The organism is Nonomuraea sp. NPDC050451 (assembly GCF_044458585.1).
Genome location: NZ_JBITHZ010000009.1, coordinates 184703 through 211685 on the forward strand (window position 1 = coordinate 184703; position 26983 = coordinate 211685).

Consider the following 26983-nt stretch of genomic DNA (forward strand, 5'->3'; position numbering starts at 1 on the left):
AAGAAGATATCGATTCTCGCTTGGGAAGTGCTTTACCCTCGCTTGCGAAGTTCTCTTGGCCAGAACCGCCGAGGAAGGCACAACTTTATCACCGTCGCTTTGAAACGGGCGTAAGCCGACGGCGTAGGCCGCGGTTCGACGCGCTTCCTGTGCACGCCCTCGCCGGGTTTGCGCTCCTGCCGGGGCACCGGGACAGACAGCGCTGTCGTGGTGACGTCGGCCCTGTGGAGCCCGCGATGCGCGGGCCTGCGTGTGAAAGACGGCGGGTTGATCGTCGGCCCGGAACGTACGGGCTTGCCCGGGGCCAGCGGCTCCTCGGCCGAGCCTCCGGCGGCGACCCTGGCCAGCATGAGCGAGGCCCGCACGGAGTCGAGCCTGGTCGCGGGGTCGATCCTGAGCAGCGCGTCAAGCACGGGGGCCAGCGGCCCGGCCTTGGTCATCGGGATCGGCTCGCCACTGGTCAGCGCGGCGAGCGCGGCGGCGGCCGTACGGCGCCCGTGCAGGCCCCTGCCCTCGACGGCGGTGTAGAGGGTCGCGCCGAGCGACCACAGGTCGCCCGCCGGGCTGGCCTTCGAGCCCAGCACCCGCTCTGGAGCGATGTATCCCGCGGAGCCCAGGACGATGCCCGCCTGGGTGATGGAAACGTCACCTTCCAGTGCGGCCAGGCCGAAGTCGGTGAGCACCGCCCGGTCCTCGGTCACCAGCACGTTGCTCGGCTTGACGTCACGGTGGAGGATCCCCTTGGCGTGCACGGCGCGCAGCGCCCCGAGGATCTGCCGGCCGATCTCGGCGGCCCTGCGGGGGTGGAGCGGTCCCTGCTCCTGGATGAGCTGCTCCAGGGACTTGGCCCGCAGCAGCTCCATCACGATCCACGGCCGGTCGTCCTCGGTGACCACGTCGAAGACGGTGATGACCGAGGGGTGCGCGACCATCGCGGTCGCCCGGCCCTCGCGCTCGGTGCGCGCGCACAGCTCGGCACGCAACTCCTCGTCGAGCACGTTGGGCAGGCGCACTTCCTTGACCGCCACGTCGCGGTCGAGCAACTCGTCATGTGCCCGCCAAACGGTGCCCATGCCGCCGCGTCCGACCGGCTCCACAAGCCGGTAGCGCGCGGCGAGTAGGTAACCGGAGGGCGCACGCATGCCTGGCAGCTTACCTATTTGTGTAAACCGACCAGTAGAGGCGCGGCCGATAAATTGTTGCGAACTTAAGTCAACCCGCCTGACTCGTGACGTCAGCAAACCTCCTGGCCACATCGGCCCAGTTGATGAGGCCCCGCAGTTTCTCGCCGCAGTCCGGGCGCACGTTCCGATACCGAGGGTAGTCGGGACGCTCCCGGGTCGCGTCCTGCCGTCTCTTGGCAATGTCGAGGGAGTCAGATTGGTCCCGCTTCGCGGACGGCCTTACCCACGGCCCGCACGGGCCTCCCGTACCGGCTTTCCTGAACGCGTTTGCGCAGCTCGGCGGTGATGTGTGTCGTGCGGCACACTCGCGGCCCCGATAAATGTGCATGATGCAAGGCAGGGGGCTTTCAGGTGTACGGCAAGCTGACGGACATGAACTGAGGGGCCCCGTCAGCGAGTTGTAAGGGTCCCGTAAGGGGGCGGGGGCATGGTACAGCCATGAGAGAGGGAGTTCTCCCACAGGCCCGCAAAGTGTCGGTGCCCGGCGTCAGAATGAGGGCGAACACCCAAGGTCCCACCACTAACGACAGGTCGTTGAAGGACGTGATGAAGATGCGCCAGACCCAGGTTCGCACCCGGCCCAAGAAACCGAGCGGGACCGCTCTGGACCTTCGCACGCCATCGGGGCGCAAGCTGCCCTTTTGAAAGCCATGAATCAGGAGCGCAATCTGAGAGGTGCGCCATGTGCAGTCACTACCCCGCTTGCCCGAGTGCCGATTCACCCGACCGTGAGGCCTCGCATGTGATCGCGGCCCATCCTGACCAGGGCTGGAGCCTGCTCTGCAACGGCGTCGTGCTGTTCGAGGACACCGGTCTGCTGCTGCCCGACGGCACCGTCGTGGCGCCGCACCGGTCCCCGGTGGCCGCCTGAGCCGGCAGCTCCGAGGAGATGCTCGCACCGCACCCCTGCCCGTAGCCGCCCCCGAGCCGCGCCTCGCCCGCGCCAGGCCCGTATCCGGCTCGCCTGCCGCCACCCTCAGCTCGCCGCCACCCTCAGTTCACCCGCCTCCGAGGCGACCCGGCCTCCCGGGGTGACACCGCCTCCCGCGCCTGGTCCGCTCGCCGCCCACCGTGCCCCGCCCCACCGGCGATCGGTCGCGCCGGTGGGTGGAGAGAGCCGGGGGTCAGGCGATCAGCGGCGGCCGATCGTCAGCACGGGGCCGGTGCGGTCGGTGAAGAAGTCGTCGCCCTTGTCGTCCACCACGATGAACGCCGGGAAGTCCACGACCTCGATCTTCCACACCGCCTCCATCCCCAGCTCGGGATACTCCAGGACCTCGACCTTCTTGATGCAGTCCTGCGCCAGCCGGGCCGCGGGCCCGCCGATGGAGCCCAGGTAGAACCCGCCATGCTGCCGGCAGGCCTCGGTCACCTGCTTCGACCGGTTGCCCTTGGCCAGCATGACCATGGAGCCGCCGGCCGCCTGGAAGCGCTCCACGTACGAGTCCATCCGCCCGGCGGTCGTCGGCCCGAACGAGCCCGACGCGTACCCGGAAGGGGTCTTGGCCGGCCCGGCGTAGTAGACGGCGTGGTCCTTCAGGTATTGCGGCATCTCGCCGCCGTTGTCCAGCAGCTCGGCGATCTTGGCGTGGGCGATGTCGCGGGCGACCACGAGGGGGCCGGTGAGGGAGAGGCGGGTCTTGACGGGATATTTCGTGAGCTCGGCGAGGATCTCGGGCATGGGGCGGTTGAGGTTGATCTGGACGACGTCGTCCGAGAGGTGCTCGTCCGTCGTCTCCGGGAGGAACCGCGCCGGGTCCGTCTCCAGCTTCTCCAGGAAGACGCCCTCAGGGGTGATCTTGGCCAGCGCCTGGCGGTCGGCCGAGCAGGAGACCGCGATGGCCACCGGGCAGGAGGCCCCGTGCCGGGGCAGGCGGATGACGCGTACGTCGTGGCAGAAGTACTTGCCCCCGAACTGCGCCCCGATCCCGAGCTTCTGCGTCAGCTCGAAGACCTTGGCCTCCATCTCCAGGTCGCGGAACCCGTGCCCGGACGCCGACCCCTCCGTGGGGATCGAGTCGAGGTAGCGGGCGCTGGCGTACTTGGCGGTCTTCAGCGCGTACTCGGCGGAGGTGCCGCCCACCACGACGGCCAGGTGGTACGGCGGGCAGGCCGCGGTGCCGAGCGAGCGGATCTTCTCCTCCAGGAAGGCCATCATGCGCTTCTCGTTGAGCACGGCCTTGGTCTCCTGGTACAGGAACGACTTGTTGGCCGAGCCGCCGCCCTTGGCCATGAACAGCAGCTTGTACTCGTCCGGGTGGCCGTGCGGGTCCTCGGCGTACAGCTCGATCTGGGCGGGCAGGTTGTTGCCGGTGTTCTTCTCGTCCCACATGTTCAGGGGGGCCATCTGCGAGTAACGCAGGTTGAGCTTGGTGTACGCGTCGTACACGCCCCGGGAGACGTGCTCGGAGTCGAGCCCGTCGGTCAGCACGTGACGCCCGCGCTTGCCCATGACGATCGCGGTGCCGGTGTCCTGGCACATGGGCAGGACACCTCCGGCGGAGATGGAGGCGTTCTTGAGCAGGTCGAGCGCCACGAAGCGGTCGTTGCCGCTCGACTCGGGGTCGTCGACGATCTTCCGGAGCTGGGCGAGGTGCGAGGCCCGCAGGAAGTGGGAGATGTCGTGGATGGCCGTCTCGGTCAGCAGCCGCAGCGCCTCCGGCTCGACCTCGAGGAACGTACGCCCGGCCGCCTCGACCTTCCGCACCCCCTCCGATGTGATCAGCCGATATTCGGTCTCATCGGCTCCCAGCGGCAGCAGGTCGGTGTAGTCGAACTCGCCCATGTCCATCCTTTCGGTCCCCCAAGAGATTACGCGCCTCCGGGGGATCCCACTTCGGTGACCGCTCGCGACCGTCCGGCGGTCAGGCCGACCAGGATGCCGGCGATCACCAACCCCGCGCCCAGCAGGTCGTACGCCGACGGCATCGCCACGCCGAGCACCGCCCCCGTCACGATCGCGCCCACCGGGATGATCCCCGCGAAGAGCCCGGCCCGGCCGGGGCCCAGCTTGGGCAGCGAGCTGTACCAGAGGAAGAACGCCACCACGGTGACCACGGTCGCCAGGTACGCGAACCCGAGCGCCTCCGCCCACGTCGGCGGCCGGAACATCCCGGCGCCCTCGTGCACCAGCCCGACCACGGCCAGCAGCGGCACGGCCAGCGCCGTCGAGTAGGCCGACACCCTGATCGCCCCCAGCCTCGGCAGCAGCGGTATGGCCAGCATGGAGAAGCACACCTCGCCCACGAGCGCCCCCAGCGCCCACAGCAGGCCGGGCAGGTTGCCGCTGCCGAGCCCCGTGGCCAGCGTCGCCCCGGCCACCACCACGCAGGCCCCGGCCAGCAGCCGCGGCGCGGGCCGCCCGCCGGCCAGCGCGAGGGCCAGCGGCACGGTGCCGAGCACGGTCCCGACCAGGGCGGGCCCGGCGGCGCTGGTCGACTCGATCACGCAGACGTTGAAGATGACCAGGCCGAACAGGGTGAGCCCGAGGAGGCAGAGCAGCTCGCGCGGCGTCAGGCGCACGAACCGCAGGCCGAGCGCTCGCGTTATGACAAGCAGGATGACCGACGCCACGAGATACCGAACGGCCTGTCCGCCGTATATGGGATAGCCGTCCACAAGTCCCGACACCCCGGCCAGCGTCCCGACGAGGAACATGGCCGAGGCCGCACCCACGATGCCGTTTCTCATGCGAAGGATGCTAGGGAGACAATGGTTCGCGTAAACAGTCCAATGTCCCGCCGAAAGACAGGACCAATATGGCCGACCTCCATATCCAGATAAATCGCGATAAGGGGGGAATCGCCGGGCAGATCGCCTCCGAGCTGCGCGACTCGATCAGGGGCGGCCGGCTGACGCCGGGCACCCGCCTGCCCGCGACCCGCGACCTCGCCACCGACCTCCAGGTATCCAGAGGCGTGGTGGTGGAGGCGTACGAGCAGCTCGTCGCCGAGGGCTTCCTGGTGTCCCGGGTGGGCGTCGGCACCCAGGTCACCCCCAAGAGCGCACCCCGGGCCGCCCCGCGGCAGAAGACGCCTCCCCGGCCCAAGCCGGTGCGCCGCGCGTCGAGCGCCCCCGTGTGCGCGCCGTACTACGGTCATCGCCCCACCTCTCCTGACCTCAGCCACTTCCCCCGCGAGCGCTGGCTCGCCGCCGTCAGGCACGTCCTGACCACCGTACCCTCGGAAGCCTTCGATTACGGGGACCCTGGCGGGGTGCCTGAGCTGCGAGAAGAGCTGGCCGGCTATCTCCGGCGGGTCAGGGCGGCGGACGTGCGCCCGGAAAATCTCGTCATCGTCGGCGGCGTGGCGCAGGGCCTGAGCCTGGTGCTGCACGTGCTGAGCCGGCAGCGGCCGATCCGGCTCGCCGTCGAGGACCCGACGAGCCACCGCCAGGTCCCGCTGCTGAGGCGCGCGGGCGCGCACCTGGTGCCGGTGCCCGTGGACGAGGAGGGCCTGGACGTGCGGAAGCTGAGCGGCGACGCGGTCCTGGTCACCCCGGCGCACCAGTACCCGACCGGCGTGGTGCTCTCGCCGCCGCGCCGGGCCGCCCTCATGGAGTGGGCGTACGCGGGCAACCGGGTGATCCTGGAGGACGACTACGACGCCGAGTTCCGCTTCGACCGCGACCCCGTCGGCTGCCTCCAGGGCCTGGCCCCCGACCGGGTGATCCTCTCGGGCAGCGTCAGCAAGTCCCTGGCGCCCGGGTTGCGGCTCGGCTGGGTGGCGGCGCCCCCCGACCTGGCGGAGGCCGTGCGGCGGGCGAGGGGCGAGCTGGACCTGGGCTCGCCGGTCGTCGAGCAGTACGCGCTGGCGCACTTCCTGCGTACCGGCGGCTACGACAAGCACCTGCGCAGGATGCGCCGCGAATACCGCCGCCGCCGGGACGCCCTGGTCAGGGCGCTGGCCGAGGAGCTGCCGGAGGTGCGGGTCAAGGGCATCGACGCGGGCCTGCACGTCTACCTGGAGCTGCCGGACGGCTGGGACGAGCTGAGGACCACCCACGTCGCGCAGGAGCTCGGCCTGTCCACCGAGCCCGTGGGGCCCATGCGCGAGTCGGCGGGGCCGGCGGCCTTGGTGGTGGGGTTCGCGCGGCTGCCGGCGCACAAGGCGCTGGACGCCGTACGAGGCTTGAAGGTAAGAATGTCAGGACAAAGTGTTGACTGAGGGAGAAGCGCTCCCTTAGAAAGAAAGCCTGGTCCGGATTGGAGGCGTCATGCGTGTGGGACTGATGGGTCTGGGCAGGATCGGAGCCTTTCACGCCGCGACCCTGGCCGCGCATCCGCTGGTGGACGAGCTGATCGTGGCCGATCCCGTGCGTACGTCGCCGTACGGCAGGCCGGGGGACCCGTTCGAGTCGGACGCCGTGATCATCGCGACCCCGACCGGCACCCACGCCGAGCTCATCATCAAGGCGTGCGAGAAGGGCATCCCGGTCTTCTGCGAGAAGCCGGTCGCGGGCACCGTGGACGAGACCGTCAAGGTGCTGGAGGCGAGCGCCGGCAACCGGGTGCAGATCGGGTTCCAGCGCAGGTTCGACCCCGGCTACGCGGCGGCGGCGGTCGCGCTGAGGGCAGGGGAGCTGGGGGAGCTGCACCGCGTCCACCTCCTCACCGCCGATCCCGCGCCGCCGCCCGCCGAGTACATCGCGACCTCCGGCGGCATCTTCCGCGACTGCCACATCCACGATTTCGACATCCTGCGCTGGGTGACCGGCCGCGAGGTGATCTCCGTGTACGCGACGGGGGCCAACCGCGGCGCCGCGTTCTTCGCGGAGGCGGGCGACGTGGACAACAGCGCCGCGCTGCTCACCCTGGACGACGGCACGCTGGCCACCCTGCAGGGCTCCCGCTACAACGGCGGCGGGTACGACGTGCGCATGGAGCTGGCCGGCACCAGGCGCACCCAGGCCGTCGGCCTGAGCCCGCGCGCCCCGCTGCACTCGGCCGAGGGCGTGCCGAGCGCGCTGGATCCCTGGCCCGACTTCGTCACCCGCTTCGAGACCGCCTACCGCAACGAGATCGACGGCTTCCTGACCAGCGAGAAGAGCCTCTGCACGATCGAGGACGCGCTGGAGGCGCTGTACGTCGCCGAGGCGGCCGACCTGTCGCTCCGCGAGCGCCGTACCGTCGAGGTCGCCGAAGTGCGGCGGTGAAGCCCTCAGGCGGCGGAGGGGTTGGGGGTCTGGCGCTTGGGCTCGAAGCCCCGGGCGAGGGCGATGATGACGGCGGCCAGCACGAGCGGCGCGACGAACGCCCACCGCATGCCCGCCGCGTCCGCGATGCCGCCCACCAGGGCCGCGCCCACGATGAAGCCGATGTAGTTGAAGAGGTTCACGCGGGCGATGGCCACGCCGGTCCCGGCCGGGTCCAGCTTGCCCGCCGCCGAGAACGACTGCGGCGCCACCACTGACAGCCCCACCCCGGTCAGGCCGAACGCGACGATGGCCAGCGGCTGGTTCGGGGCCGCGACGACGCCGAGGAACCCCAGCGTGGCGATCACGCCGCCGATCCTGACGATGGCGGCGGGCCCGTACCGCCGGACCGCGAGGTCGCCGCCGAGCCGGACGGCCAGCGTGGTCGCCTGGTAGGCGACGTAGGCCAGCGGGATCACACTCGGGCCGGCCAAGAGCACGTTCTTCATGAACACGGTGTTGAAGTTCGACACGGCGGCGTCGCCGACGTACAGGAAGCCCATGGCCAGGCAGAGCGGGATGATCGGCCGCCACGGGAAGCCGCCCTCGGTGGCGCTCTCGGGGGCGTCCTCGACCTTCTCCTCCTCCGGCGTGCACAGGTCGCGTGCGAACACGAGCGAGCCCACCAGCGCGAACACCATCGGGACCGACATGATCACCGGCAGCGGCAGGGTGGCGGCCACCGACGCCCACGCCGCTCCGAGCATGCTGGCCACGCTCCACACGCTGTGGAAGCCGTTGAGGATCTGCACGCCGTACCTGCGCTCGACCGCCACGCCCTGCATGTTCATGCCCGCGTCCACCGCGCCCACCGCCACGCCGAACAGCAGCAGCACCGGCACCAGCAGCTTCACGCTGGGCGCGAGCCCGACGAGCACCACGGCGAGCGCGACCACGGGCTGGGCGACGCGCAGGAGCACCTTGCTGCCGAACCGGGCGGCGAACGTGCCCGCCGCCACGCTGCCGACCCCCGCGAACACGGGCACGATCAGCAGCAGGAGCGTCAGCGAGCCCTCGTCGAGGCCGTGCTTGGCCTGCAGGTTGGCGACCTGGATGAGCAGCGAGGCGAAGGACAGGCCCTGTACGGCATAGACGACGTACGTGGCGATGCGGGCCTGACGATCACGCGAGGACGGCACGACGGCCTCCTGATGGGGGGAATCAAACGTGAGGCGGGGTCAGGTTAGCGGCCCGCCACTCCGTTCCGCCAGCCCACCGACCCCGGCATCGACCAGGCGTCCGGTTTGCTCCGTCGTGTCCAGCCGCTTGGCGGCGGCCCAGACGCCGAGCGCTAGCAGGGCGGCCACCTCCGTGATGGCCATGCCGCGCTCCACCAGGCCGAGCGGCATGACGCGCCACCACGGCATCCCGTTGCGCGCCCCGATGAACATGACCGCGGCGATGCCCGCCACCCACAGCACCGAGCAGATCCCGAGCCCGAAGGCCACCAGCGTGGCCCGCGACCGCTCGCGGTGCCGCCAGGGCCTGGCGATGATCACCGCGGCCAGCGGCAGGCTGAGGAAGGCGATGAAGCTGCCCACCCGGTGGATGCTCCCGCTCAGGCTCGGGCCGACCGACCAGTCGTGCTTCTCGAACCACGCCGTCATGAACAGCCCCACGCTCCACCCCATGAGCGCGACGGTGCCGAAGACCCCCGCCAGCCGCTGGCGTGCCAGCGAGACCCCGATGGCCGCCGACCCGACCGCGAGCAGCCCCACCGCCAGCCCGAAGATCCAGCCGTCGGGGCCGAGGCCGTGCTCGCTGATGGTCCGCCTGATCGGGTTCATCTCGTCGAGGCTGGTCAGCTCCAGGCCCAGGATCACCGCTATGCCCGCGCCCGCCACACCGAGACCCCATCGCGCCGGTTGATGCACGCACACACCTCCCTTTGCCGGGATCAACGGCGTGGAAGGGCCTGGGATTCCTCAGGCCTTGAGCCGCGCCCCTCCGTCGACGGTCAGCACGATGCCGGTCGTGTACGCGTTGCGCACCACGTACTCGATCGTGGCCGCCACGTCCTCCGGCTGACCGACGCGCCGGACCGGCAGGCTCTCGGCGGCGCTCTCCATGAACGCGGCCCGCGCCTCGTCGCCGATCTCCGACCACCAGTCGGTGTCGATCACGCCGGGGGAGACCGCGTTCACCCTGATGGGGGCCAGCTCGACGGCCAGTCCGGGAACCGCGGCCTCGATCGCCCCGTTCACCGCCGCCAGCGTGGCGATGCCGGGCAGGGCCGCGCCGGCCGACGCCGCCGTCACGAAGGTGATCGAGCCCTCCGGGTTCAGTACGCCCAGCGCGGCCTGCGCGGTCAGCAGGTGCGGGACCAGCTTGTTGCGCACCGCTTCGGTCAGCCCATCGGCGGTCAGCGAGCTCAGCGGGCCCGCGCCGCCGCGGCCCGTCAGGGTCACGACCAGGTGGTCGACCGTGCCGAGCCCCTCGAACAACGCCCGCATCGCCTCGGTGTCACGCGCGTCCACGGCCTCGCCCCGCGCCTGGTCGCCGAGCTGCTTCAACGCCGAACGCAGACGCTCCTCCGAACGGCCCGTGACGACCACCTCGGCGCCGCCCGCGGCCAGCCGGGCCGCCGCTGCCAGGCCGATGCCGGACGTGCCGCCGACGATCACTACTCGCATCTTCGTCGTCCTCTCATTACGAGACATCCTGCCTCGAATATAAACGAGGCACTGTGTCTTGTAAAGTGAGCGCCATGGTTGGCAGACCACGCAGCGAAGTGGCCAGGAACGCGATCCTCCGGGCGGCGCTCGACCTGTGCGCCCGCGACGGCTACCAGAACGTGACGATGAAGGGCATCGCCCAGGTCGCGGGCAGCGGCAGGCAGACCGTCTACCGCTGGTGGCAGACCAAGGCGCAGGTCCTGCTGGAGGCCCTGACAGACGTCCTGGCCGAGGAGGTGCAGGGGCTGCCGGACACCGGGGACGCGCGGGCCGATCTGGTGGCGTTCCTGGAGCAGACGTTCGGGCTGGCACGCGGGGTCGCGGGGCAGGTCGTCGTGGGGCTGATGGCCGACGCCCAGTCCGACGCGGAGCTCGCCGCCGAGCTGCGGGCGAAGATCATAAATCCCCGCCGCGCCGCCCTGCGCGCGGTCCTGGCGCGCGGCGCCGTGCCGGCTGACGTGGACCTGGAGCTGGCCGTCGATCTCGTCTTCGGCGCGATGTGGTACCGGCTGCTCAACCGCCACGCCGAAGTGAATCAGGAACTGGCCGAGGAAATCGCCGGACTTCTGGCGCGCATCAACTGATTCCCGTGGCTTACGGAGCGCATCTGCTGATTTGGCACGAGCGATTCTCGCGGGCGCCGGTTATCGTCGGATGTGTGAACGAACGCGCGCAATCGTGGCTGCCGAAGCTGCAGGAAGTCGGAGAGCGGCTGGCCGAGGAGTGGGTGTCGGCCCGGCGGCCGCCCGCGGCGAGCGACGTGCCGCCGCCCCACGAGCTCCGCGCGTCCGACGCCGATCGCGAACGCATCGCCCAGGTGCTGCAGGACGCGCACGCCGACGGCCGGATCACCCTCGACGAGCTCGAGGAACGGCTCGGCGTGCTCTACTCCGCGCGCACGCTGGGCGAGCTGGCCGCGCTCACCAGTGACCTGCTGCCCGCCGACCAGCAGCCGCTCAACCTGGACGGCCGTCCCGTGTCGGCCATCTTCAAGCAGGAGCAGCGCGGCGGGCGCTGGGTCGTGCCCGCCGAGCTGGACGTGACGGCCATGTTCGGCACCACCAAGCTGGACCTCCGCGACGCGATCCTGCAGAACCGGCAGATCATCATCAACGCCACCCTCGTCTTCGGCGGGCTGGAGATCCAGGTGCCGGAGGGGCTGGAGGTGATCAGGGTCGCCAAGGGCAAGTCCGTACGGCTGACCAAGCAGCCGACCGAGCCCGGCGCGCCCGTCGTCGAGGTGCGCACCACGAACTTCGCGGGAGACGTGAAGGTCAAGGAGCCCCCTCGCCGCAAGCGCCGCCGCTGAGCTTCAGCCGGCCGTGTCGAAGTTGATCGCGCTGTACGCGCGCAGCTTCCAGAGCTGGTGCTCGCTCTCGATCTTGCGGATGGTCCCCGACCGGCCGCGCATCACCAGCGACTCCGTCACCGCCGAGCCGGCGCGGAACCGTACGCCCTGCATGAGCTCACCGTGCGTGATGCCGGTCGCCGCGAAGAACACGTCGTCGGAACTGACCAGGTCGTTCGTGGTGAGCACCTGGTTGAGGTCGTGCCCGGCGTTCAGGGCCTTGGAGCGCTCGGCGTCGTCGCGCGGCCAGAGCTTGCCCTGGATCACGCCGCCCAGGCACTTGAGCGCGCACGCGGCCACGATGCCCTCGGGCGTGCCGCCGATGCCCAGCAGCAGGTCGATGCCGGTGCCCCCACGGGCCGCCATGATCGCGCCGGCCACGTCGCCGTCCGTGATGAACTTGATCCGCGCGCCCGCCTCCCTGATCTCCTTGACCAGCCGCTCGTGCCTGGGCCGGTCGAGCACGACCACGGTCACGTCGGAGGGCGAGCAGTGCTTGGCCCTGGCGACCGCGTTGATGTTCGCGGACACGGGGGCCTCGATGTCCACCACGTCGGCCGCCTCGGGGCCCGTGACCAGCTTCTCCATGTAGAACACGGCCGACGGGTCGTACATCGAGCCGCGCTCGCTCACCGCGATCACCGACACCGCGTCGGGCATGCCCAGCGCCGTCAGCCGGGTGCCGTCGATGGGGTCCACGGCCACGTCGCAGTCGGGGCCGCTGCCGTCGCCCACCTGCTCGCCGTTGAACAGCATCGGGGCGTGGTCCTTCTCGCCCTCCCCGATGACCACCACGCCGTTCATCGAGACCGTGTTGATCAGCTGGCGCATGGCGTTCACCGCCGCGCCGTCGGCGCCGTTCTTGTCGCCCCGGCCGACCCACCGGGCCGCTGCCATCGCGGCCGCCTCCGTGACGCGTACCAGCTCCAACGCCAGGTTGCGATCGGGGGCGTGCTCGCCCGTGGCGAGCGCGGGCGGTACGGATGTCTGATCGGACATGATGAGCAGCCTCCTAAGGGGAATCTACGTCGATCGTAGTTGTCCCTCTCTTCCCGCCCAGAGGCGGATAATCTGCCCATCTCCTGCCCGAGATGACCGCTTCCTCGCAGCAGGGGCGGGTCGGAGGCGACATCGGTAAGCTTCGACAGGGTTGCCCTGCCATCACGGAGAACGGATTTTGCGCCATACGGTGTGCGCGTCCAAGATCTTGCCTCCACCATGGAGCCTGGAGGAGATCGCATGAGCGAAGTGGAAAACGTGGTCGCCCAGCCGCGGACGTCCGAGCGCGGCGCCGCCACCCGCAGCTCGCTTCTCGCGGCCGCGAGGGAGGTCTTCGTCTCCAACGGGTTCGCCGAGGCCGGCGTGACCGACGTGGTGGCCAGGGCCGACGCCAGCGTGGGCAGCCTCTACCACCACTTCTCCGGCAAGGCCGATCTCTACCTGACGCTGTTCGAGGAGTTCCAGGCCCGGCAGACCCAGCGGACGAAGCAGGCCGCCCGTTCGGCCCGCGCCGCCGGCGAGAGCGACCCGATGCGCGTGTTCATCAGCGCCGCCCGCGCCTACCTCGACGGGTGCCTGGAGGAGCGCGAGCTCGCCGACCTGTTCCTGCGCGGCGACGGGCCGCCCGGCTTCGACGTGGTCATGCGCGACCGGCTGCGCAAGTGGGCGCAGCTCAACGCGGCGCTGTTCGAGGACGAGGGCGCGCTGGTCGTGGTCGTCACGGGCGCGCTGGCCGCGGCCGTGTCCGAGGTCGTCCGCACGGGCGATCGCGGCCTGGCCGAGGAGGTGCTGGCCATCATCGGCCAGATCCGCCCGGCCACTTCGGCGACCGCCTCCTCCAGCGGGTAACCTCGCCAAGTGTGCGACGGTTCACCCAAGGTTTCTACGGTTACGCGGTAGCGCTGTTCGTCTGCCTCGCGGCGGTCGGGCTGTTCCTGCTGGTCACCCCGCAGAGCCGGGAGCAGCACATTCCGAAGCTCGAATACTCCATCACCGTCGCCAACTTCGGCCACTCGGTGCCGTACGGCGTGTGGGCGCCGCAGAGGGACCCGGCGGGCTGGATCCCCAACAGCAACAAGATCGCCAAGGGTGAGAACGGCGCCCAGGTCCTCTTCCTCGGCTACGCCACCGCCAAGCGCGAGCACGCGATGTTCACGCAGAGCAACGAGCAGCCGGCGGCCGGGTTCGCCAGCCGTATGGCCAACTCCGACAAGGCCGTCGGCACGCAGCAGGTGGGCGGGGTGCAGTGGGAGCAGCGCTTCCGCGAGGACAAGAACCAGCGCTCGCTCGTCCGCTTCCTGCCGGAGGTGACGCTCGTGATCACCGGCACCGCCGACTGGCCGGAGCTCGCCGAGCTGGCCTCCGTCCTGCAGCAGCGCCCCAAGGGCTGACGGGGCCGCCTGGTCTGCGGATGTCGGCCGCCCCGTCTAGGGTGGTGGTCGTGGCAGGAGACGAGAAGGCGCCCTCATACGAGCAGGCCCGCGAGGAGCTGACCGAGGTGGTGCGCCGCCTGGAGACCGGTGGGCTCACCCTGGAGCAGTCCATCGAGCTGTGGGAGCGCGGCGAGAAGCTGGCGGCGGTCTGCGAGGAGTGGCTGCAGGGGGCCAGGGTCAAGCTCGCCGCCGCCATGGCGCGCCGCTCCGAGCCGTCGGCGGGCAACTCCGACGACGCCCCCTTCTGACGGCACTGAGGGGCTAGGCGGTCTCGCGGGGGGCCAGCCAGCGGTAGCCGTGGTCGGTCGCCTTCGCCAGCCAGGCGTTCGTGGTACCCAGTCCGCGATCGTTGAGCTGCGCGTCGTGGATCCCGTACGCCTGCCGCGGCCGCACCGCCCGTACGAAGTCGATCGCCTCGACGGTCTTCAGCCACGACCCCTGCAGCGGCACCAGCAGGGTCTCCACCGGCTCGTCCGGCACGTGCACCGAGTCGCCCGGGTGGTAGAGGGCGCCGTCGATCAGGTAGCCGAGGTTCGGGCAGTCCGGCTGGCCCCCGTAGATCAGCGCGTGCCGCCCGCCGTGCGCCCGCACCCGGAAGCCCGCCGCCGAGAACTCCTCGCCCGCGCTCACCGGCGTGTACGGCAGCCCGCCCAGCGCCGCCCCGGCCGGCGCGAACACCGGGACCCCGGCCCCGAGCAGCCGCAGCACGTCCACGTGATCGCTGTGTTCGTGGGTGACGAGCACCGCGTCCGCCCCGTCCAGCGCGGACGGCTCGCTCCAGATCCCCGGGTCGATGACCAGCACCCGGTCGTCGAGTTCGACCCTTACGCAGGCATGCGTGAACTTTGTTAGCTTCACACCTCCCACGCTAGGTCATCAGGCAGAGCAGGTTTCCCTCGGAGTCCCTGAACGCGGCCATGTGGATCTCCCGGCCCTGCGTGCCGAACGTGCCGTCGTCCGTGAAGATCAGATGCGGCTCCTCGACCATCGCGACGCCGTGCGAGCGCAGCCGGGCAACATCCGCCTCCAGGTCGTCGGAGGCCAGGTAGAGCACCGTGGAGGGCGCGCCCCGCTCGATCAGCAGGCGGACGCCGTCGAGGTCGAAGAAGGCCAGCCCGGGCGGCCGGTAGGTGGCGATGTGCCGCAGGCCCAGCACGTCGCGGTAGAAGGCGGTGGCCCTGTCGAGATCGTCGGCGTGCTGGGCGACCTGCACGAGTCCTCTCATGTGCCGAACGTAGCGGGTCGCTCACGTGTCCCCGGTTTCGCCCGGGTCCTGCGCGCGGACGGTCAGGCGGTCGTCGCTCAAGCGGATGGTCAGCAACGAGCCGGGGGAGACGTCCTTGGCCAGGCGTACGACCTCGCCCGACGGGTGCTGGACGATGGCGTACCCGCGCTCCAGCGTGGCCGCGGGGGACAGCGCGATCAGGCGGGCACGCAGGTGGACGAGATCGTCCGAGGCCCGGTCGAGCGAGCCGGACAGCGAGCGCCTGGTCCGGTCGCGCAGCGACTCGACCTGCTCGGCCCGGCGCTCCAGCTCGCGCACCGGGTCGGCCAGCGAGGGGCGCGAGCGCACCGACGTCAGCCAGGACATCTCGCGGTCGAGCCAGCCGCTCAGCACCCTGCGGCCCCGGTCGCGCAGCTGGCGCACCAGCGAGAGCTGCTCGCCGACGTCGGGCACGACCTTCTTGGCCGCGTCGGTGGGGGTGGACGCGCGTACGTCGGCCACCAGGTCGAGCAGCGGGCTGTCCTGCTCGTGGCCGATCGCGCTCACCACGGGGGTGCGGCAGGCGGCCACCGAGCGTACGAGCGTCTCGTCGGAGAACGGCAGGAGGTCCTCCAGCGAGCCGCCGCCGCGGGCGATGACGATCACGTCGACCGAGGAGTCGGCGTCGAGCTTGCGCAGCGCCTCGGTCACCTCGCCCACCGCGTAAGGCCCCTGGACGGCCACCTCCTCGACCTTGAACCGCACGGCCGGCCAGCGCCTGCGGGAGTTTTCCAGCACGTCGCGCTCGGCCGCGGAGTCGCGGCCGCAGATGAGCCCGATCGTGCCGGGCAGGAACGGCAGCCGCCGCTTCCTGTCGGCGTTGAACAGCCCCTCTGTGGCCAGCAGCTGCCTGAGCCGCTCCAGCCGGGCCAGCAGCTCGCCCACGCCGACCGGGCGGATCTCCAGCGCCGTGAAGGCGAAAGAGCCCCTGTTGACCCAGAAGTCGGGCTTGACCTGCATCACGACCCTGGCGCCGTCGGCCGGCCTCGGCACGGCGGCCTCGTAGACCCCGCGCGGGGTGGTGACCTTGGCCGACACGTTGGCGACCGGGTCGCGCAGGGTCATGAACACCGTGCCGCCACGAGCACTCAGGTCGGTGATCTGGCCCTCGACCCAGACCGTGCCGAGTCTGCCGATCCAACCGCCCACCATCTGCAGGACCGTGCGGATCGGCAGGGGAGACTCGGGTGAGGTCTTCTCGCTCATGCCGGAAGACTACGGGGTCGGTACGACCTACTCTCCGGCCTGCAGCTTCGCCAGCCGGTTCTCGAACATCTTGATCACCTCGGGCCGGGACTTCGTGGCCTTCTCGAAGGTGAGGAAGTCGCTGATCTGCTCGGCGGTCTTGCCGCGCATCCTGGCGCGCAGGGACGCGACGGTGAGCTCGGAGTAGCCGGGCAGCGGCTCGGCCAGGTCCACCGGGGCGGCGGCGACCGGCTCGGGCGCGGCGGCGGGCTCGGGAGCGCGGGCGGGCTCCGGCGCGGACGCGGGCTCCGGGGCCACCGTCGCCTCGGGGGCCGCGGCGGGCTCCTCGGTCGCGGCCGGCTTCTTGGTGGTCCTGCGGGTGCGCTTCGGCTTGGCCGCGACGGCCTCCTCCGCGGCGGGCTCCGCCTTGACGGCCTCTTCCTTGACGGCTTCCTCCGCGACGGCGGCCTTCGGCTCGGCGACCTCGGCGGGCTTCTCCGCGACGGCGGGCTCGGCGGCCTTCGCGGCCGCGGCGGGCTCCTCCGTGGCCACGGGCTTGGGCTGCTCCGTCGCGGCGGGCTTGGGCTCGGCGGCCGGGGCGGCGGTCTCGGGGTTGGCGGTGGCCGCCGACTCGGACTTGCCCGCCGGAGCGAAGATGACGGGGTCGGGCTTGGTCTTGGCGACACCGTTGGGCTCGGCGGCGCTGGGGCGCGGGGCGAAGATCACCGGCTCCTTGCGGGCCGGCTTCTCCTCCTCCGCGGCCGGAGCCGCGGCCACCTGGTCGGCGGCGGAGGGGCGCGAGTCGTGCGACTCCTCTTCCCGCTCCTCCTTGTTGCCAAGGCCCTTGATGGAGTTCTTCACCCGGTCCACGACCAGCAGGGCCTGCCCGGCCGCGCTGAGCGTGGTCTGGATGAACAGGAGCGGAAGGTCCTTGGCCTTCTCCTTCAGCTCGTCCTTGTTGGTGACTGTCTTGGCGATGTTGCGTATCACGTCGCTGAGGGACATGACGTCTCCCTGGGAGGTCAGTAATGGACGGCCAGTCTGGCAAACCGCGGGCAACCACGCACGCGCGGGCCTGATGGCCGCTCCACGTAGCATAGAAAGTATGGAGCCGCAGACCCCCACTTCCCGCCGAGTACTCGTAGCCAAGCCACGTGGCTACTGTGCCGGAGTCGATCGAGCCGTGGTAGCGGTCGAGAAGGCTTTGGAGCAGTACGGTGCGCCGATCTACGTGCGCAAGCAGATCGTCCACAACACCCACGTCGTCAAGACGCTGGAGGCCAGGGGCGCCATCTTCGTCGACGAGACCGAGGAGGTGCCCGAGGGCGAGATCGTGGTGTTCTCGGCTCACGGGGTGTCCCCGGCGGTGCACGACGAAGCGCGCCGGCGCAGCCTGCGCACCATCGACGCCACCTGCCCGCTGGTCACCAAGGTGCACAACGAGGCCAAGCGGTTCGCGAGCCAGGACTACGACATCCTCCTGATCGGGCACGAGGGTCACGAGGAGGTCGAGGGCACCTCCGGTGAGGCCCCCGACCACATCCAGCTCGTGGACGGGCTCGACGCGGTCGACAAAGTGCAGGTCAAGGACCCGAGCAAGCTGGTGTGGCTGTCGCAGACCACGCTGTCGGTCGACGAGACCACCGAGACGGTCACCCGGCTCAAGGAGCGCTTCCCCACGCTGATCGACCCGCCGAGCGACGACATCTGCTACGCCACGCAAAACCGGCAGGTCGCGGTCAAGGAGATCGCCGCCGAGGCGCAGCTGGTCATCGTGGTCGGCTCGGAAAACTCCTCCAACTCCAAGCGCCTGGTCGAGGTGGCCAAGGACTACGGGGCCGAGGCCTCCTACCTTGTCGACAACGCCACCTTCATCCGCGACGAGTGGCTCGAAGGCGTCACCACGGTCGGCGTGACCAGCGGCGCCTCCGTTCCGGAGGAGCTGGTCGACGAGGTGCTGGAGCGGCTGGCCAAGCACGGGTTCGACGACGTGACCCAGGTCGAGTCGGTGCAGGAGCGCATGCGCTTCGCCCTGCCCCACGAGCTGCGCAAGGACCTGCGGGTCTCCTAGTCGTCCCCGCGCGGCGTCCCGTAGACCTTGGGCTCGAAGTAGCCCTCCGGCTCGGGCACGAACGGCTGGCGCGGGCGCGGCACCTCCGCGCCCGCCTTCAGCTCCTCCCGCAGCTCGCGTACGTTGTCGCGGAGCCCGCGCCGCCACGCGACGCCCAGCACGACGGCCGAGCCCGCGAACAGCCACGGCGCGCCCTGCGTCAGCGACGTGTAGAGCCCCAGCGCCAGCGACTGCACGATCGACACCGAGCCGAACGCGCGCCCCAGCTCGACGAAGAGCGTGGCGCAGAAGAACACCAGCGGCGGCGTCACCACCAGCGACAGCAGCTCGCGCCGGTTGACCATGAGCACGCCCAGCAGGCTCGACAGCACGAACGCCGCGCCCACGACGTACTGGATGTCGAGCAGGGCCGCCAGCACGTAGCCCGCCAAGGTGGCGACCAGGGCGAGCGCGATGGCGCCGCGAGCGGTCAGCCTGACCGCGGAACGCCTCTTCTCACCCAATGCCCCACCCCCGATTTATTGCGACCCGTTGGCCAACTTACCGTTCGAGTGGGAAAGCAGAGGCGAGGTTTCCAGCAGTTCCGGGGACGCCAGGGGTCTGGGCAGCCCTTCGAGCATCTCAGGTGAGTCGAGATCGCCGTCCACGACGCCCAGATCGTGCAGCTTGCGTGCGGTGACCAGGACGCGGCTTTCGAGTGATCCGACCGACTTGTTGTACGCCTCCACGGCCCGCGTCAGCGCCCTGCCGAGCGACTCGACGTTCCTGCCGAGGGACGAGAGCCGTTCGTAGAGCTCCTTGCCCAGCTCGAACACCGCCCGCGCGTTCTCGCTCAGCGCGGCCTGCTGCCAGGCGTAGTGCGCGGTGCGCAGCATCGTGATCAGCGTCGTCGGCGTGGCGATGTGGACCCGTCGCGTCATCGCGTATTCCAGCAGCCCGGGATCGCGCTCCAGCGCCGGGGCCAGGAAGGCCTCGCCGGGGATGAACAGCACCACGAACTCCGGCGACGGGTTGAACCCCTGCCAGTAGGACTTGGCCGCCAGCCGGTCGATGTGCTCGCGGACGTGCCGGGCGTGGGCGTCGAGCCGGACCGTGGCGAGGCTCTCGTCGGACGCCTCCGCGGCCTCCAGATAGGCCGCCAGCGAGACTTTGGAGTCGACCACGATGTTCTTGCCGCCGGCGAGCCTGACGACCATGTCGGGGCGCATGGAGCCCTCGGTGACCTGCTCGTCGAAGTCGCAGTGGCGCTGCATGCCGGCGATCTCGGCGACCCTGCGCAGCTGGAGCTCGCCCCACCTGCCGCGCGCCTCGGGCCGCTGCAGGGCCCTGACCAGGGCCGTGGTCTGGGAGCGCAGCTGCTCGTTGCTCTGCCGTACGAACTCCATCTGCTTGGCCAGCTCGGCGCGGGCCGCGCGCTGGCCGGACTCGGTGTCGCGCAGCTGCGACTCGACCCGGGCGAGGGCGTCCTTCAGCGGCTCCACCAGGTGCTCGACGGCCTGCCTGCGCTGCTCCAGATCGCCCGTGGCCTCGGCGCGGCTGGCGGCCAGCCTGGTCTCGGCCAGCTCGAGGAAGCGGACGTTGTTGACGTCGAGGGCGCGCGTGGACAGGGCCTGGAAGCGCTCGGCGAGCTGCTCCTCGACGTAGACCAGCTTGTCGGCGGCCGACCTGGCCCGCGCCTCCGCCTCGGCGACCCGCACCGCGGCCCGCGTCCTGGCCACCAGGAACCCGATGACGAACCCGGCGGCCAGACCTACGACAAGCGAGACGACATCCACTCGATCGATGATTGCAGGACTCCGGCGCGCCGTTCCGGCCCGACACGCTCGTTACGCTCAGCACGTAAACTTGGCGTCCGTGAGTCTCTCTATCGGTATCGTCGGTCTGCCCAACGTCGGCAAGTCCACGCTCTTCAACGCGCTGACGAAGTCCGGCAACGCGCTCGCCGCGAACTACCCGTTCGCCACCATCGAGCCCAACGTGGGCATCGTGGGCGTGCCCGACGACCGGCTGCCCAAGCTGGCCGAGATCTTCAGCTCGGCCCGCATCCTGCCCGCCAAGGTCGAGTTCGTCGACGTCGCGGGCCTGGTCAAGGGGGCCTCGGAGGGGCAGGGCAGGGGTAACCAGTTCCTCGCCAACATCCGCGACACCGACGCGATCTGCCAGGTGGTCCGCGTCTTCAGCGACCCCGACGTCACGCACGTGGACGGCGACATCTCGCCCAAGCGCGACATCGAGACCATCAACACCGAGCTGATCATGGCCGACCTGCAGACGGTCGAGAAGGCCATCCCGCGCCTGCAGAAGGAGGCGCGCAACAACAAGGACAAGAAGTCCGCGCTGGAGGCCGCCGAGGCCGCGCTGAGCGTGCTGGAGACCGGCAAGACCATCTTCGAGAGCGGCCTCGACCGCGAGGAGCTGCGCGACCTTCACCTGCTGACGGCCAAGCCGTTCCTGTACGTGTTCAACCTCGACGCCGACGAACTGGGCGACTCCGCGCTCCGGGAGCAGCTGGCGACGCTGGTCGCGCCCGCCGAGGCGGTCTTCATGGACGCCAAGATCGAGTCGGAGCTGGTCGAGCTCGACGAGGAGGAGGCGCTGGAGCTCCTCCAGTCCGTCGGCCAGGAGGAGTCGGGGCTGCGGCAGCTCGCCAGGGTCGGCTTCGACACGCTCGGCCTGCAGACCTACCTCACGGCCGGGCCGAAGGAGACCAGGGCCTGGACGATCCCCAAGGGCGCCACCGCGCCCGAGGCGGCCGGCGTGATCCACACCGACTTCCAGCGCGGGTTCATCAAGGCCGAGGTCGTCTCCTTCGACGACCTGGTCGAGGTCGGCTCCATCGCCAACGCCCGCGCGGCGGGCAAGGCCCGCGTCGAGGGCAAGGAGTACGTCATGCGCGACGGCGACGTGGTGGAGTTCCGCTTCAACGTCTGAGCACGGGCCGGGCCGGGGTGTCCCGTGGGAAATCACGGAAAGCCGCCGTTCGTTACGGTAAGTTACCGACGGTGACGGCGGCGATGCCCCCTCAGACGTCTGATCCCGGGAATCGGTAGGACGTCTGATCCCGGGACAACTGATGCGTCAACCACTTTGGGCCCCCGCGCGTCGAATCGTCACGGCGTTCACGCTGACTCGGGAGGCCCTCAATGATCCGTCGCATCATCCGGAAACGACGTCCTACGCCCACTCTCGCGGGCATCAGCCTCGAGGAGGAGCTCGCCCTGATCAGGGTCGAGCTCATGTACGGCCTGCGCGTCAACCGCGAGGCGTACCTCCGCAGGAAGGTCGACGAGCGCAACGAGATGGCGACGCGCATGCGCGAGCGGGACGCCGCCGAGATGCTGGCGGACCTGCGCGGCTCCCTGGAGCGGGCGGTGCAGCCGACGGTCGTGTCCCTGGACCGGACGGCCCAGCCGACCGTCGTGGACCTGCACAGCAGGCGTCAGCCGCGGCCCACCCAGGACCCGGAGCCCGCCTGACGGTCCTGACTCCGCTCCCCGATCCATACCGAATCCGCAGGTAGCGAGAGTCCATGCCCGGCAGGACAGGAATCCGTGGCTGTCGCGCTATGCCAATTTAGGTATCTGGCCTGGTCAAAAGATGTTTCCACCGGGAAGTCTCAGGAATCGGCAATGAGGCCTGCCCTGTGACCCGGTTTGCCGTCAGGACGGTCATGCCGCAGCATGGGCGTGGCTTTCCTGGAACAATGGCGGAGACCGGATAGGGTGGCTACTTCACCGCGGATGATGGGGATCGGCAACGGACGACACCGCGCCAGCCGGGGGGATCGGCGCGAGCGGAGGCGTGATGGCTCGTAGGTCTACCGTCCAGCACGATCCTCGGATCGCTGGCGACCCCGAGCTTTCCGCGCGCCTTGACACGGCTGACTTCGACGCGCCGCCGCCTCGCAGGCCGCGGCGCGGCGGCTGGTCGGGCGGAGGCGGGCGGTGGCTGGTTTGGACCGGCCGTGTCATTCTCTGGGCGGTTATCGTGGTTGTCGTGGTGAATGGGGTTCGTGCCCCATTTGAGCGATTTACCCAACAAACGACCGCGACGCCCAATAGCGTCGCGCCTGCTCACCATGGTTTTCCGGCCGACCGGGGCATGGCTTTCGCCGCCCAGTTCGCCGGGGTCTACCTCAATTTCAGCCCGGACGACGCGGCGAGCAGGTCGCGTAAACTGGCCGCTTTCCTGGCCGAGGGCATGGATCCGCAAATGGGCTGGGACGGCTACGGCAAGTTCGCGGCCGTCGCCGTCCAGCCGTACGACATCGATGCGAGCGACGCCCACAACGCCCTGGTCAGCGTGGCCTTCCAGTCAGGCCCGCGCAGGTTGATGCTGTCGGTCCCGCTCTACTACTCCGGCGACGACGCGGGCGGCAGGTTCGCCGTGGTCGGCCGTCCCGCGGTGCTGCCCGCCCCGTCCCCCGCCGACGTGCCGCAGGTCGCCGCGCCGGAGACCGACGAGGCCACCGCGAGCGAGCTCAAAGAGCAACTGAAGGGTTTCTTCACCGACTACGCCTCCGGCGACGCGGCCGGGCTGCAGCGTTACGTCGCCGCGGGCCGGACCCTGCCGAGCTTCGGCGGCACGTTCACGTTCAGGGAGCTGAAGAAGGTCGTGGTGCCTGTGGGGGGTGCCACCCGAGAGATCCAGGCGGTCGTGGTGTGGGTCGTGCCGAACAGCGAGACGCCCGCCAGCCCCGACGCCACCGATCCCGCGGCTGTGGGCGGCACGCTGGAGATGGCCTACCGGCTGACCGTCGAGAAGCAGGGCGACAAGTGGTTCGTCGCCGACATTCGCGGCGCCGGCCGGGTCGTTGGATAGAGGCACGGCCGCGCCGCTCATCGGTACCCCCCGGGAGGACAAGAAGTGACCTTGAAGACCGTACTGCTCCACCTGATCGAACTGACGCCGACGCCCCCGGCGACCGGCCCGGACACCGGGGGTCTCGCCAACTTCCTGCGGAGCTTCTTCGCCCCGCTGTTCCTCGTCGTCGTCTCCGTGGTCGCGCTCTTCTTCCTCTTCACCCGCGAGATCACACGTTTCGTGCAGTTCTTGATACTGGCTGTGGCCATTGGCGTGATCTTCTACGTTCCCAACATCATTGAGGTGACGGCGAAGGCAATCGCGGGCGCACTGGGCATCAAGTAAGGGTTGAGACCGCTCCGCGGCGGTCATGTACGAGCGGGTGGAGAGGAGGACCGGCGTGGACCTGCCCACATATACGAACATCTGGCGGATTGAGAAGCGGCTCTACAAGCTGTACGACCTACGGCTGCCGATGCCGCTGCCGATCGTCTGGATCGGCGTTTTCGTCGGGGTGTTCGTTCCGTGGTCGCTCCTGCTGGTCCTGGTGGGCGTGCCGGTGGAGATGCCGTGGCACGTGCTCTACCTCGTGCCGCCCGGGATCGTGACGTGGCTGTCCACCCGTCCCGTCATCGAGGGCAAGCGGCTCACCGAGCTCCTCGAGTCCCAGCTCCGCTACCTGGGCCAGCCCAAGGCGTGGTACCGCCTCGCGCCCATGTCGGAGCCCGAGACGATCACGTTCTCCGCCCGCGTCTGGCGCACCACCCCCGCACGGGCCAAGTCGAAGGCGCCCCGCAAGGTCCGCCAGCCGCAGCGGCGGCGCGAGGGCCAGCGCATCACCGGCCCGCGCCAGGTCCGCCCGGCCGTCGCGGCCGCTGCCGCCGCCGCTTCCCAGGCTCCCGTGGCGGAGCCGACCACCGGCCGCTGGGGCACCCGCCGCGGCACCGCGCCCGCCCTCAAGGCCCGGGTACGCGAGACGGCCCCGCCTTCGGCACCGAGGGCCGGGGTGGGGGCGTTGCGGCGCGAGGAGGCCCTTCCAGGCGGCCCTGGACGCCGCCAGGACGCCCTGCCACCCGACGTTCACGAGAGTTCCGAGTCCCCTGCCCGCGAACGCGTGGACGCGAGGGACGCTGCGGCTCGGGAAGGCGTGGACTCGCGGGATGCTGCGGCTTGGGAGCGCGGGGACGCGAGGGAAGCCGCCGCCCGTGAAGGCACAGGGCGGGCAGAGGCCGTCGCCGCTCTGGCCGACGTCGGGGCTCAGGAGCCCGCCATCGAGACGCGGGACCGCGAAGCCGTGGCCGGGGCCCGGGGCCAGAAGGCCGGGGACGTTCAGGGGCTTGCCTCCGGATCGCCCGGTGACGCGCCGTCCGACCGCGAGGCGGCCGGTGCGGCCGGGGAGGCGGAGACCCACAAGCCCGGCGCGGGGAAGCCCATCGACACCGAGGCGCTGCGTCGGCTGCGCCGGTTGGCGGCGAGCGCCGACGCCCCCGCCGAACCTTCGGGACGCACGGAGGGCGAGCAGCGGGACCGGGAACGGGACGAGGAACGACGCGAGGAACTGCGCGAGGAACGGCGCGGGGAACGGCGCGGGGAACGGCGCGAGGACGAGGTCGCGCGGGACCAGCACCGGAAGGGGCAGCCGCCTCGGCTGGGCCCGTCGCTGGTGCTGTCCGGCCCGCAGCGCGTCTGGCCGCCGCTCAACCCCGACGCCAAGCCACTGCCCCGCCCCGCCGCCACCAGGTCCGGCGCGGAATCCCCCGACCCCGCATCCACCACCCCGCCCCAGCAGGACACGGCACCGACCCCAAGGGCCGCCACGCCGAGCACACCGACACATGAGCCCAGCACGACTGAGCCCAGCACGACGGCCGACACGCGGAGTGCGCCGAGCACGACTGCCGGGACGCCGGGTGTGCCGGGTACGACGGCTGATACGCCGGGTGCGCCGAGGACGACGGTTGACGCGCCCGACGCATCGGGCACCGTGCCGGGCGCGGTCGGCGACGCCCCGGACGTCGGCGTTCCGCAGCCGGTGGCCGAGGTCCCCGATGCACGCGGCGCCGTGGATGCACCGAAGACGGCGGACGACGGGCCGAAGGGCGACACGCCGGAGACGGCCGGCGACGCTACGGTCGGCGGCGCTGCCGAGATGCGAGACGGGGTGAATGCGCCCAGCGCGCGGGTTGTGGCGCTGAAGGGCAATGCGCCGCAGTCGGTCGGTGAGGCCGCCGAAGGACCTGACGGCGTGGATGCGCCCGATGACGCGGAAGCGCCGGTTGCGGCGCAGGAGGAGCCGGATCGCGGCGTCCCGCAGCGGGCCGCCGAAGTGCCCGGCGGTCCCCACGCGCAGGAGCCCGATGCGGCCGATGAACGGCCCGAGCGGCCAACGGCTGAACGGCCTGAGCCGTCGACGGTGGAACGGCCTGAGCGGTCTACGGTTGAGCGGCCTGAGCGGTCTACGGTGCGGCGACTCCCGGCGAAGGGCGATGCGCCGGGCGCGGCCGTGCCCGGTACGCGCGGTGACCGAGGTGCGACCGCGCCTGGCACGCGCGCCGACCGGGGTGCGGGTGTGCCCGACGCGCGCGGTCCGGTGGCCGGTGATCGGCGCGTGGCGGCGGCGAGCGCCGATGACGGCCGGGGTATGGCGGCGAGCGTCGGCGATGGCCGGGGTGCGCCGAGTGCTGGTAACGGTCGGAGTGCGGCGGCGAATGCAGGCGATGGTCGGAGTGCGGCGGCGGGTGCCGGTGACGGTCGGGGTGGGGCGGCGGCGCGTGAGCGTGGGGGCGAGTTCGTTGCCCCCGTGCCAGTCCCTCGCCCAGGTGAAGGCCGGGTGCGGCGGGTCGAGTCGGTGGTGGGGCGGGACTCCGGGGGATGGCGGAGGATCGCGCAGGTGGTCGTCGGCGGAGGCGGGGTCCGGACCGACGGGTCCGAGATAGACGAGGCCAGGGCCAGGGGCGTGTTCGGCGGCAGCCGTAGGATCGTGGTCCTGGGCTGCACCGGCGGCGCCGGTCAGAGCACGACGGCGCTCATGCTGGGCCACACCTTCGCCAAATACCGCGACGACAGGGTCGTGGCCGTCGACGCCAACACCGGCGGCGGCACCCTGACGAGCAAGATCGAGCCGGAGACGCCCGAAACCCTCACCTCGCTGCTGTCCGGGCTCGACCGCGTCAGCGGGTATCTCACCATGCGTGGGTACACCACGAGGACCGCCTCCGGGCTCGAGGTGATCAGCGCGGACACCGACGCGGGCGCCGAGCAGCGGCTGACGGACCGGTCGTTCTTCTCCGACCACCGGTTGGGCGAGTCGATGCGCCTTCTGGACCGCCACTACAAGCTCGCCGTCATCGACCCGGCCGCCGCGCTGGCGGCGAGGCTCCTGCCGTACGCGGACCAGCTCGTCCTGGTGGTCCCCGCGAGCGAGGAGGCGTCCGAGGCGGTGGCGATGACGTACGAGTGGCTCGACGGGCACGGCTGCGCGGAGCTGCGCAGGCGTGCGGTCATGGTGGTCAACGGCGTGAGCAGGCGTTCGATGGCCGACGTCGAGCAGGCGGAGTCGGTGGCCAGGGGCAGGTGCCGGGCCATCGTCAGGGTCCCCTGGGAGGACGGCCTGGCGCCCGAGGGCGGGGAGGTCGTCGACCCGGGGCAGTTGCGCGCGGCCGGCAAACGGGCCTATCTCGCCCTCGCCGGCGTCGTGATCGCGGGCTTCGCGGCACAGGCACAGACCGTCCGACCGAGCGAAGAGGAGTTGGCGAGTGACCCCCCGGGCACGAGAATCGGTGAGCGATAAGTGAACAAGCGAGCAGGTCTGGCCCGTTCATGCGCCGAG

The 26983-nt window shown here is 70.7% G+C and carries 27 protein-coding genes; 14 read left to right on the plus strand and 13 right to left on the minus strand.

All coding sequences use genetic code 11. The annotated features are described in order from the left end of the window. Nucleotides 1-32: 32 nt before the first annotated feature. On the minus strand, nucleotides 33-1142 hold the full coding sequence (locus tag ACIBI9_RS27690) for a serine/threonine-protein kinase (protein WP_397225718.1): 1110 nt from the start codon (nucleotides 1140-1142) through the stop codon (nucleotides 33-35). A 724-nt stretch (nucleotides 1143-1866) separates the two neighbouring features. On the opposite strand from ACIBI9_RS27690, the gene ACIBI9_RS27695 reads away from it, so the two are divergent. After that, nucleotides 1867-2055 (plus strand): DUF5999 family protein, encoded by a 189-nt coding sequence (locus ACIBI9_RS27695; protein WP_394498547.1) that lies wholly within the window; start codon nucleotides 1867-1869, stop codon nucleotides 2053-2055. 261 nt (nucleotides 2056-2316) lie between these two features. On the opposite strand, the gene ACIBI9_RS27700 is transcribed toward ACIBI9_RS27695, so the two are convergent. Together ACIBI9_RS27700 and ACIBI9_RS27705 are read right to left on the minus strand one after the other, a co-directional pair. Next, a complete protein-coding gene (locus tag ACIBI9_RS27700; protein WP_397225720.1) occupies nucleotides 2317-3969 on the minus strand; it encodes a fumarate hydratase in 1653 nt (550 codons plus the stop codon). A gap of 26 nt (nucleotides 3970-3995) precedes the next feature. Further along, the gene (locus ACIBI9_RS27705; protein WP_397225722.1) at nucleotides 3996-4874 is read right to left on the minus strand and encodes a DMT family transporter; all 879 of its coding nucleotides are present in this window, start codon (nucleotides 4872-4874) and stop codon (nucleotides 3996-3998) included. Nucleotides 4875-4942: 68 nt separating this feature from the next. Here ACIBI9_RS27705 and ACIBI9_RS27710 point away from each other — a divergent pair, with 68 nt between their 5' ends. Then, nucleotides 4943-6349 carry a PLP-dependent aminotransferase family protein gene (locus ACIBI9_RS27710; protein ID WP_397225724.1) on the plus strand — a complete coding sequence of 469 codons (1407 nt, stop codon included), beginning with the start codon at nucleotides 4943-4945 and terminating at the stop codon, nucleotides 6347-6349. Between the two features lie 49 nt (nucleotides 6350-6398). Beyond that, nucleotides 6399-7337 carry a Gfo/Idh/MocA family oxidoreductase gene (locus ACIBI9_RS27715; RefSeq protein ID WP_397225726.1) on the plus strand — a complete coding sequence of 313 codons (939 nt, stop codon included), beginning with the start codon at nucleotides 6399-6401 and terminating at the stop codon, nucleotides 7335-7337. Nucleotides 7338-7342: 5 nt separating this feature from the next. On the opposite strand, the gene ACIBI9_RS27720 is transcribed toward ACIBI9_RS27715, so the two are convergent. The 3 genes from ACIBI9_RS27720 to ACIBI9_RS27730 are packed head-to-tail and all read right to left on the minus strand — an operon-like array spanning nucleotide 7343 to nucleotide 10009. After that, nucleotides 7343-8515, minus strand: a complete 1173-nt coding sequence (locus ACIBI9_RS27720; protein WP_397225728.1) for an MFS transporter — start codon at nucleotides 8513-8515, stop codon at nucleotides 7343-7345. A gap of 39 nt (nucleotides 8516-8554) precedes the next feature. Beyond that, nucleotides 8555-9250 (minus strand): DUF998 domain-containing protein, encoded by a 696-nt coding sequence (locus ACIBI9_RS27725; protein WP_397225730.1) that lies wholly within the window; start codon nucleotides 9248-9250, stop codon nucleotides 8555-8557. 51 nt (nucleotides 9251-9301) lie between these two features. After that, a complete protein-coding gene (locus ACIBI9_RS27730; RefSeq protein WP_397225732.1) occupies nucleotides 9302-10009 on the minus strand; it encodes an SDR family oxidoreductase in 708 nt (235 codons plus the stop codon). A gap of 74 nt (nucleotides 10010-10083) precedes the next feature. Here ACIBI9_RS27730 and ACIBI9_RS27735 point away from each other — a divergent pair, with 74 nt between their 5' ends. Then, nucleotides 10084-10635 carry a TetR/AcrR family transcriptional regulator gene (locus tag ACIBI9_RS27735; protein WP_397225734.1) on the plus strand — a complete coding sequence of 184 codons (552 nt, stop codon included), beginning with the start codon at nucleotides 10084-10086 and terminating at the stop codon, nucleotides 10633-10635. A 74-nt stretch (nucleotides 10636-10709) separates the two neighbouring features. After that, on the plus strand, nucleotides 10710-11360 hold the full coding sequence (locus ACIBI9_RS27740) for a DUF1707 domain-containing protein (protein ID WP_397225736.1): 651 nt from the start codon (nucleotides 10710-10712) through the stop codon (nucleotides 11358-11360). 3 nt (nucleotides 11361-11363) lie between these two features. Here the strand turns inward: ACIBI9_RS27740 and glpX are convergent, their stop codons facing one another. Next, complete coding sequence (gene glpX / locus ACIBI9_RS27745) at nucleotides 11364-12398, minus strand: class II fructose-bisphosphatase (RefSeq protein ID WP_397225738.1); 1035 nt, start codon at nucleotides 12396-12398, stop codon at nucleotides 11364-11366. Nucleotides 12399-12638: 240 nt separating this feature from the next. Between glpX and ACIBI9_RS27750 the strand changes: the two genes are divergently transcribed. Genes ACIBI9_RS27750 through ACIBI9_RS27760 form a run of 3 tightly spaced genes read left to right on the plus strand, consistent with a single transcriptional unit; the run spans nucleotide 12639 to nucleotide 14079 of the window. Then, the gene (locus tag ACIBI9_RS27750) at nucleotides 12639-13247 is read left to right on the plus strand and encodes a TetR/AcrR family transcriptional regulator (RefSeq protein ID WP_397225740.1); all 609 of its coding nucleotides are present in this window, start codon (nucleotides 12639-12641) and stop codon (nucleotides 13245-13247) included. A gap of 11 nt (nucleotides 13248-13258) precedes the next feature. Beyond that, nucleotides 13259-13789 carry a DUF4245 domain-containing protein gene (locus ACIBI9_RS27755; RefSeq protein WP_397225742.1) on the plus strand — a complete coding sequence of 177 codons (531 nt, stop codon included), beginning with the start codon at nucleotides 13259-13261 and terminating at the stop codon, nucleotides 13787-13789. 20 nt (nucleotides 13790-13809) lie between these two features. Beyond that, a complete protein-coding gene (locus ACIBI9_RS27760; protein ID WP_185068545.1) occupies nucleotides 13810-14079 on the plus strand; it encodes an exodeoxyribonuclease VII small subunit in 270 nt (89 codons plus the stop codon). Between the two features lie 13 nt (nucleotides 14080-14092). Here ACIBI9_RS27760 and ACIBI9_RS27765 read toward each other — a convergent pair whose 3' ends face one another. The 4 genes from ACIBI9_RS27765 to ACIBI9_RS27780 are packed head-to-tail and all read right to left on the minus strand — an operon-like array spanning nucleotide 14093 to nucleotide 17285. Further along, on the minus strand, nucleotides 14093-14689 hold the full coding sequence (locus ACIBI9_RS27765) for an MBL fold metallo-hydrolase (protein WP_397225744.1): 597 nt from the start codon (nucleotides 14687-14689) through the stop codon (nucleotides 14093-14095). Nucleotides 14690-14699: 10 nt separating this feature from the next. Further along, complete coding sequence (locus ACIBI9_RS27770) at nucleotides 14700-15056, minus strand: VOC family protein (protein WP_397225746.1); 357 nt, start codon at nucleotides 15054-15056, stop codon at nucleotides 14700-14702. Nucleotides 15057-15077: 21 nt separating this feature from the next. Continuing rightward, nucleotides 15078-16301, minus strand: a complete 1224-nt coding sequence (gene xseA / locus ACIBI9_RS27775; protein WP_397225748.1) for an exodeoxyribonuclease VII large subunit — start codon at nucleotides 16299-16301, stop codon at nucleotides 15078-15080. 27 nt (nucleotides 16302-16328) lie between these two features. Next, complete coding sequence (locus ACIBI9_RS27780; protein ID WP_397225750.1) at nucleotides 16329-17285, minus strand: hypothetical protein; 957 nt, start codon at nucleotides 17283-17285, stop codon at nucleotides 16329-16331. 100 nt (nucleotides 17286-17385) lie between these two features. Here ACIBI9_RS27780 and ACIBI9_RS27785 point away from each other — a divergent pair, with 100 nt between their 5' ends. Then, the gene (locus ACIBI9_RS27785; protein WP_397225752.1) at nucleotides 17386-18351 is read left to right on the plus strand and encodes a 4-hydroxy-3-methylbut-2-enyl diphosphate reductase; all 966 of its coding nucleotides are present in this window, start codon (nucleotides 17386-17388) and stop codon (nucleotides 18349-18351) included. Here the strand turns inward: ACIBI9_RS27785 and ACIBI9_RS27790 are convergent. Both ACIBI9_RS27790 and ACIBI9_RS27795 read right to left on the minus strand, forming a co-directional pair. Further along, nucleotides 18348-18854, minus strand: a complete 507-nt coding sequence (locus ACIBI9_RS27790; protein WP_397225754.1) for a DUF6542 domain-containing protein — start codon at nucleotides 18852-18854, stop codon at nucleotides 18348-18350. The genes ACIBI9_RS27785 and ACIBI9_RS27790 overlap by 4 nt on opposite strands. A 15-nt stretch (nucleotides 18855-18869) precedes the next feature. Further along, nucleotides 18870-20126 (minus strand): DNA recombination protein RmuC, encoded by a 1257-nt coding sequence (locus ACIBI9_RS27795; protein ID WP_397225756.1) that lies wholly within the window; start codon nucleotides 20124-20126, stop codon nucleotides 18870-18872. Between the two features lie 79 nt (nucleotides 20127-20205). Between ACIBI9_RS27795 and ychF the strand changes: the two genes are divergently transcribed. From ychF to ACIBI9_RS27820, 5 genes are all read left to right on the plus strand, one after another. After that, the gene (gene ychF, locus ACIBI9_RS27800) at nucleotides 20206-21282 is read left to right on the plus strand and encodes a redox-regulated ATPase YchF (RefSeq protein WP_387836043.1); all 1077 of its coding nucleotides are present in this window, start codon (nucleotides 20206-20208) and stop codon (nucleotides 21280-21282) included. A 212-nt stretch (nucleotides 21283-21494) separates the two neighbouring features. Further along, nucleotides 21495-21827: a hypothetical protein gene (locus ACIBI9_RS27805; RefSeq protein WP_397225758.1), complete on the plus strand. Its 333-nt coding sequence runs from the start codon at nucleotides 21495-21497 to the stop codon at nucleotides 21825-21827. A 625-nt stretch (nucleotides 21828-22452) separates the two neighbouring features. Next, complete coding sequence (locus ACIBI9_RS27810) at nucleotides 22453-23172, plus strand: conjugal transfer protein (RefSeq protein ID WP_397225760.1); 720 nt, start codon at nucleotides 22453-22455, stop codon at nucleotides 23170-23172. A gap of 45 nt (nucleotides 23173-23217) precedes the next feature. Beyond that, nucleotides 23218-23499 carry a hypothetical protein gene (locus ACIBI9_RS27815; RefSeq protein WP_397225762.1) on the plus strand — a complete coding sequence of 94 codons (282 nt, stop codon included), beginning with the start codon at nucleotides 23218-23220 and terminating at the stop codon, nucleotides 23497-23499. 55 nt (nucleotides 23500-23554) lie between these two features. Then, complete coding sequence (locus tag ACIBI9_RS27820) at nucleotides 23555-26944, plus strand: TcpE family conjugal transfer membrane protein (protein ID WP_397225764.1); 3390 nt, start codon at nucleotides 23555-23557, stop codon at nucleotides 26942-26944. Nucleotides 26945-26983 lie beyond the last annotated feature (39 nt).

What these genes read in the sequence shown, in the direction of transcription:
- ACIBI9_RS27705 (WP_397225722.1), bottom strand. Translation starts at nt 4,874, where the DNA reads ATGAGAAACGGCATCGTGGGTGCGGCCTCGGCCATGTTCCTCGTCGGG.
- ACIBI9_RS27805 (WP_397225758.1), top strand. Translation starts at nt 21,495, where the DNA reads ATGATCCGTCGCATCATCCGGAAACGACGTCCTACGCCCACTCTCGCG.
- ACIBI9_RS27780 (WP_397225750.1), bottom strand. Translation starts at nt 17,285, where the DNA reads ATGTCCCTCAGCGACGTGATACGCAACATCGCCAAGACAGTCACCAAC.
- ACIBI9_RS27735 (WP_397225734.1), top strand. Translation starts at nt 10,084, where the DNA reads ATGGTTGGCAGACCACGCAGCGAAGTGGCCAGGAACGCGATCCTCCGG.
- ACIBI9_RS27690 (WP_397225718.1), bottom strand. Translation starts at nt 1,142, where the DNA reads ATGCGTGCGCCCTCCGGTTACCTACTCGCCGCGCGCTACCGGCTTGTG.
- ACIBI9_RS27760 (WP_185068545.1), top strand. Translation starts at nt 13,810, where the DNA reads ATGTCGGCCGCCCCGTCTAGGGTGGTGGTCGTGGCAGGAGACGAGAAG.
- ACIBI9_RS27750 (WP_397225740.1), top strand. Translation starts at nt 12,639, where the DNA reads ATGAGCGAAGTGGAAAACGTGGTCGCCCAGCCGCGGACGTCCGAGCGC.
- ACIBI9_RS27770 (WP_397225746.1), bottom strand. Translation starts at nt 15,056, where the DNA reads ATGAGAGGACTCGTGCAGGTCGCCCAGCACGCCGACGATCTCGACAGG.
- ACIBI9_RS27730 (WP_397225732.1), bottom strand. Translation starts at nt 10,009, where the DNA reads ATGCGAGTAGTGATCGTCGGCGGCACGTCCGGCATCGGCCTGGCAGCG.
- ACIBI9_RS27715 (WP_397225726.1), top strand. Translation starts at nt 6,399, where the DNA reads ATGCGTGTGGGACTGATGGGTCTGGGCAGGATCGGAGCCTTTCACGCC.
- ACIBI9_RS27710 (WP_397225724.1), top strand. Translation starts at nt 4,943, where the DNA reads ATGGCCGACCTCCATATCCAGATAAATCGCGATAAGGGGGGAATCGCC.
- ACIBI9_RS27695 (WP_394498547.1), top strand. Translation starts at nt 1,867, where the DNA reads ATGTGCAGTCACTACCCCGCTTGCCCGAGTGCCGATTCACCCGACCGT.
- ACIBI9_RS27700 (WP_397225720.1), bottom strand. Translation starts at nt 3,969, where the DNA reads ATGGGCGAGTTCGACTACACCGACCTGCTGCCGCTGGGAGCCGATGAG.
- ACIBI9_RS27810 (WP_397225760.1), top strand. Translation starts at nt 22,453, where the DNA reads ATGGCTTTCGCCGCCCAGTTCGCCGGGGTCTACCTCAATTTCAGCCCG.
- ACIBI9_RS27785 (WP_397225752.1), top strand. Translation starts at nt 17,386, where the DNA reads ATGGAGCCGCAGACCCCCACTTCCCGCCGAGTACTCGTAGCCAAGCCA.
- glpX (WP_397225738.1), bottom strand. Translation starts at nt 12,398, where the DNA reads ATGTCCGATCAGACATCCGTACCGCCCGCGCTCGCCACGGGCGAGCAC.
- xseA (WP_397225748.1), bottom strand. Translation starts at nt 16,301, where the DNA reads ATGAGCGAGAAGACCTCACCCGAGTCTCCCCTGCCGATCCGCACGGTC.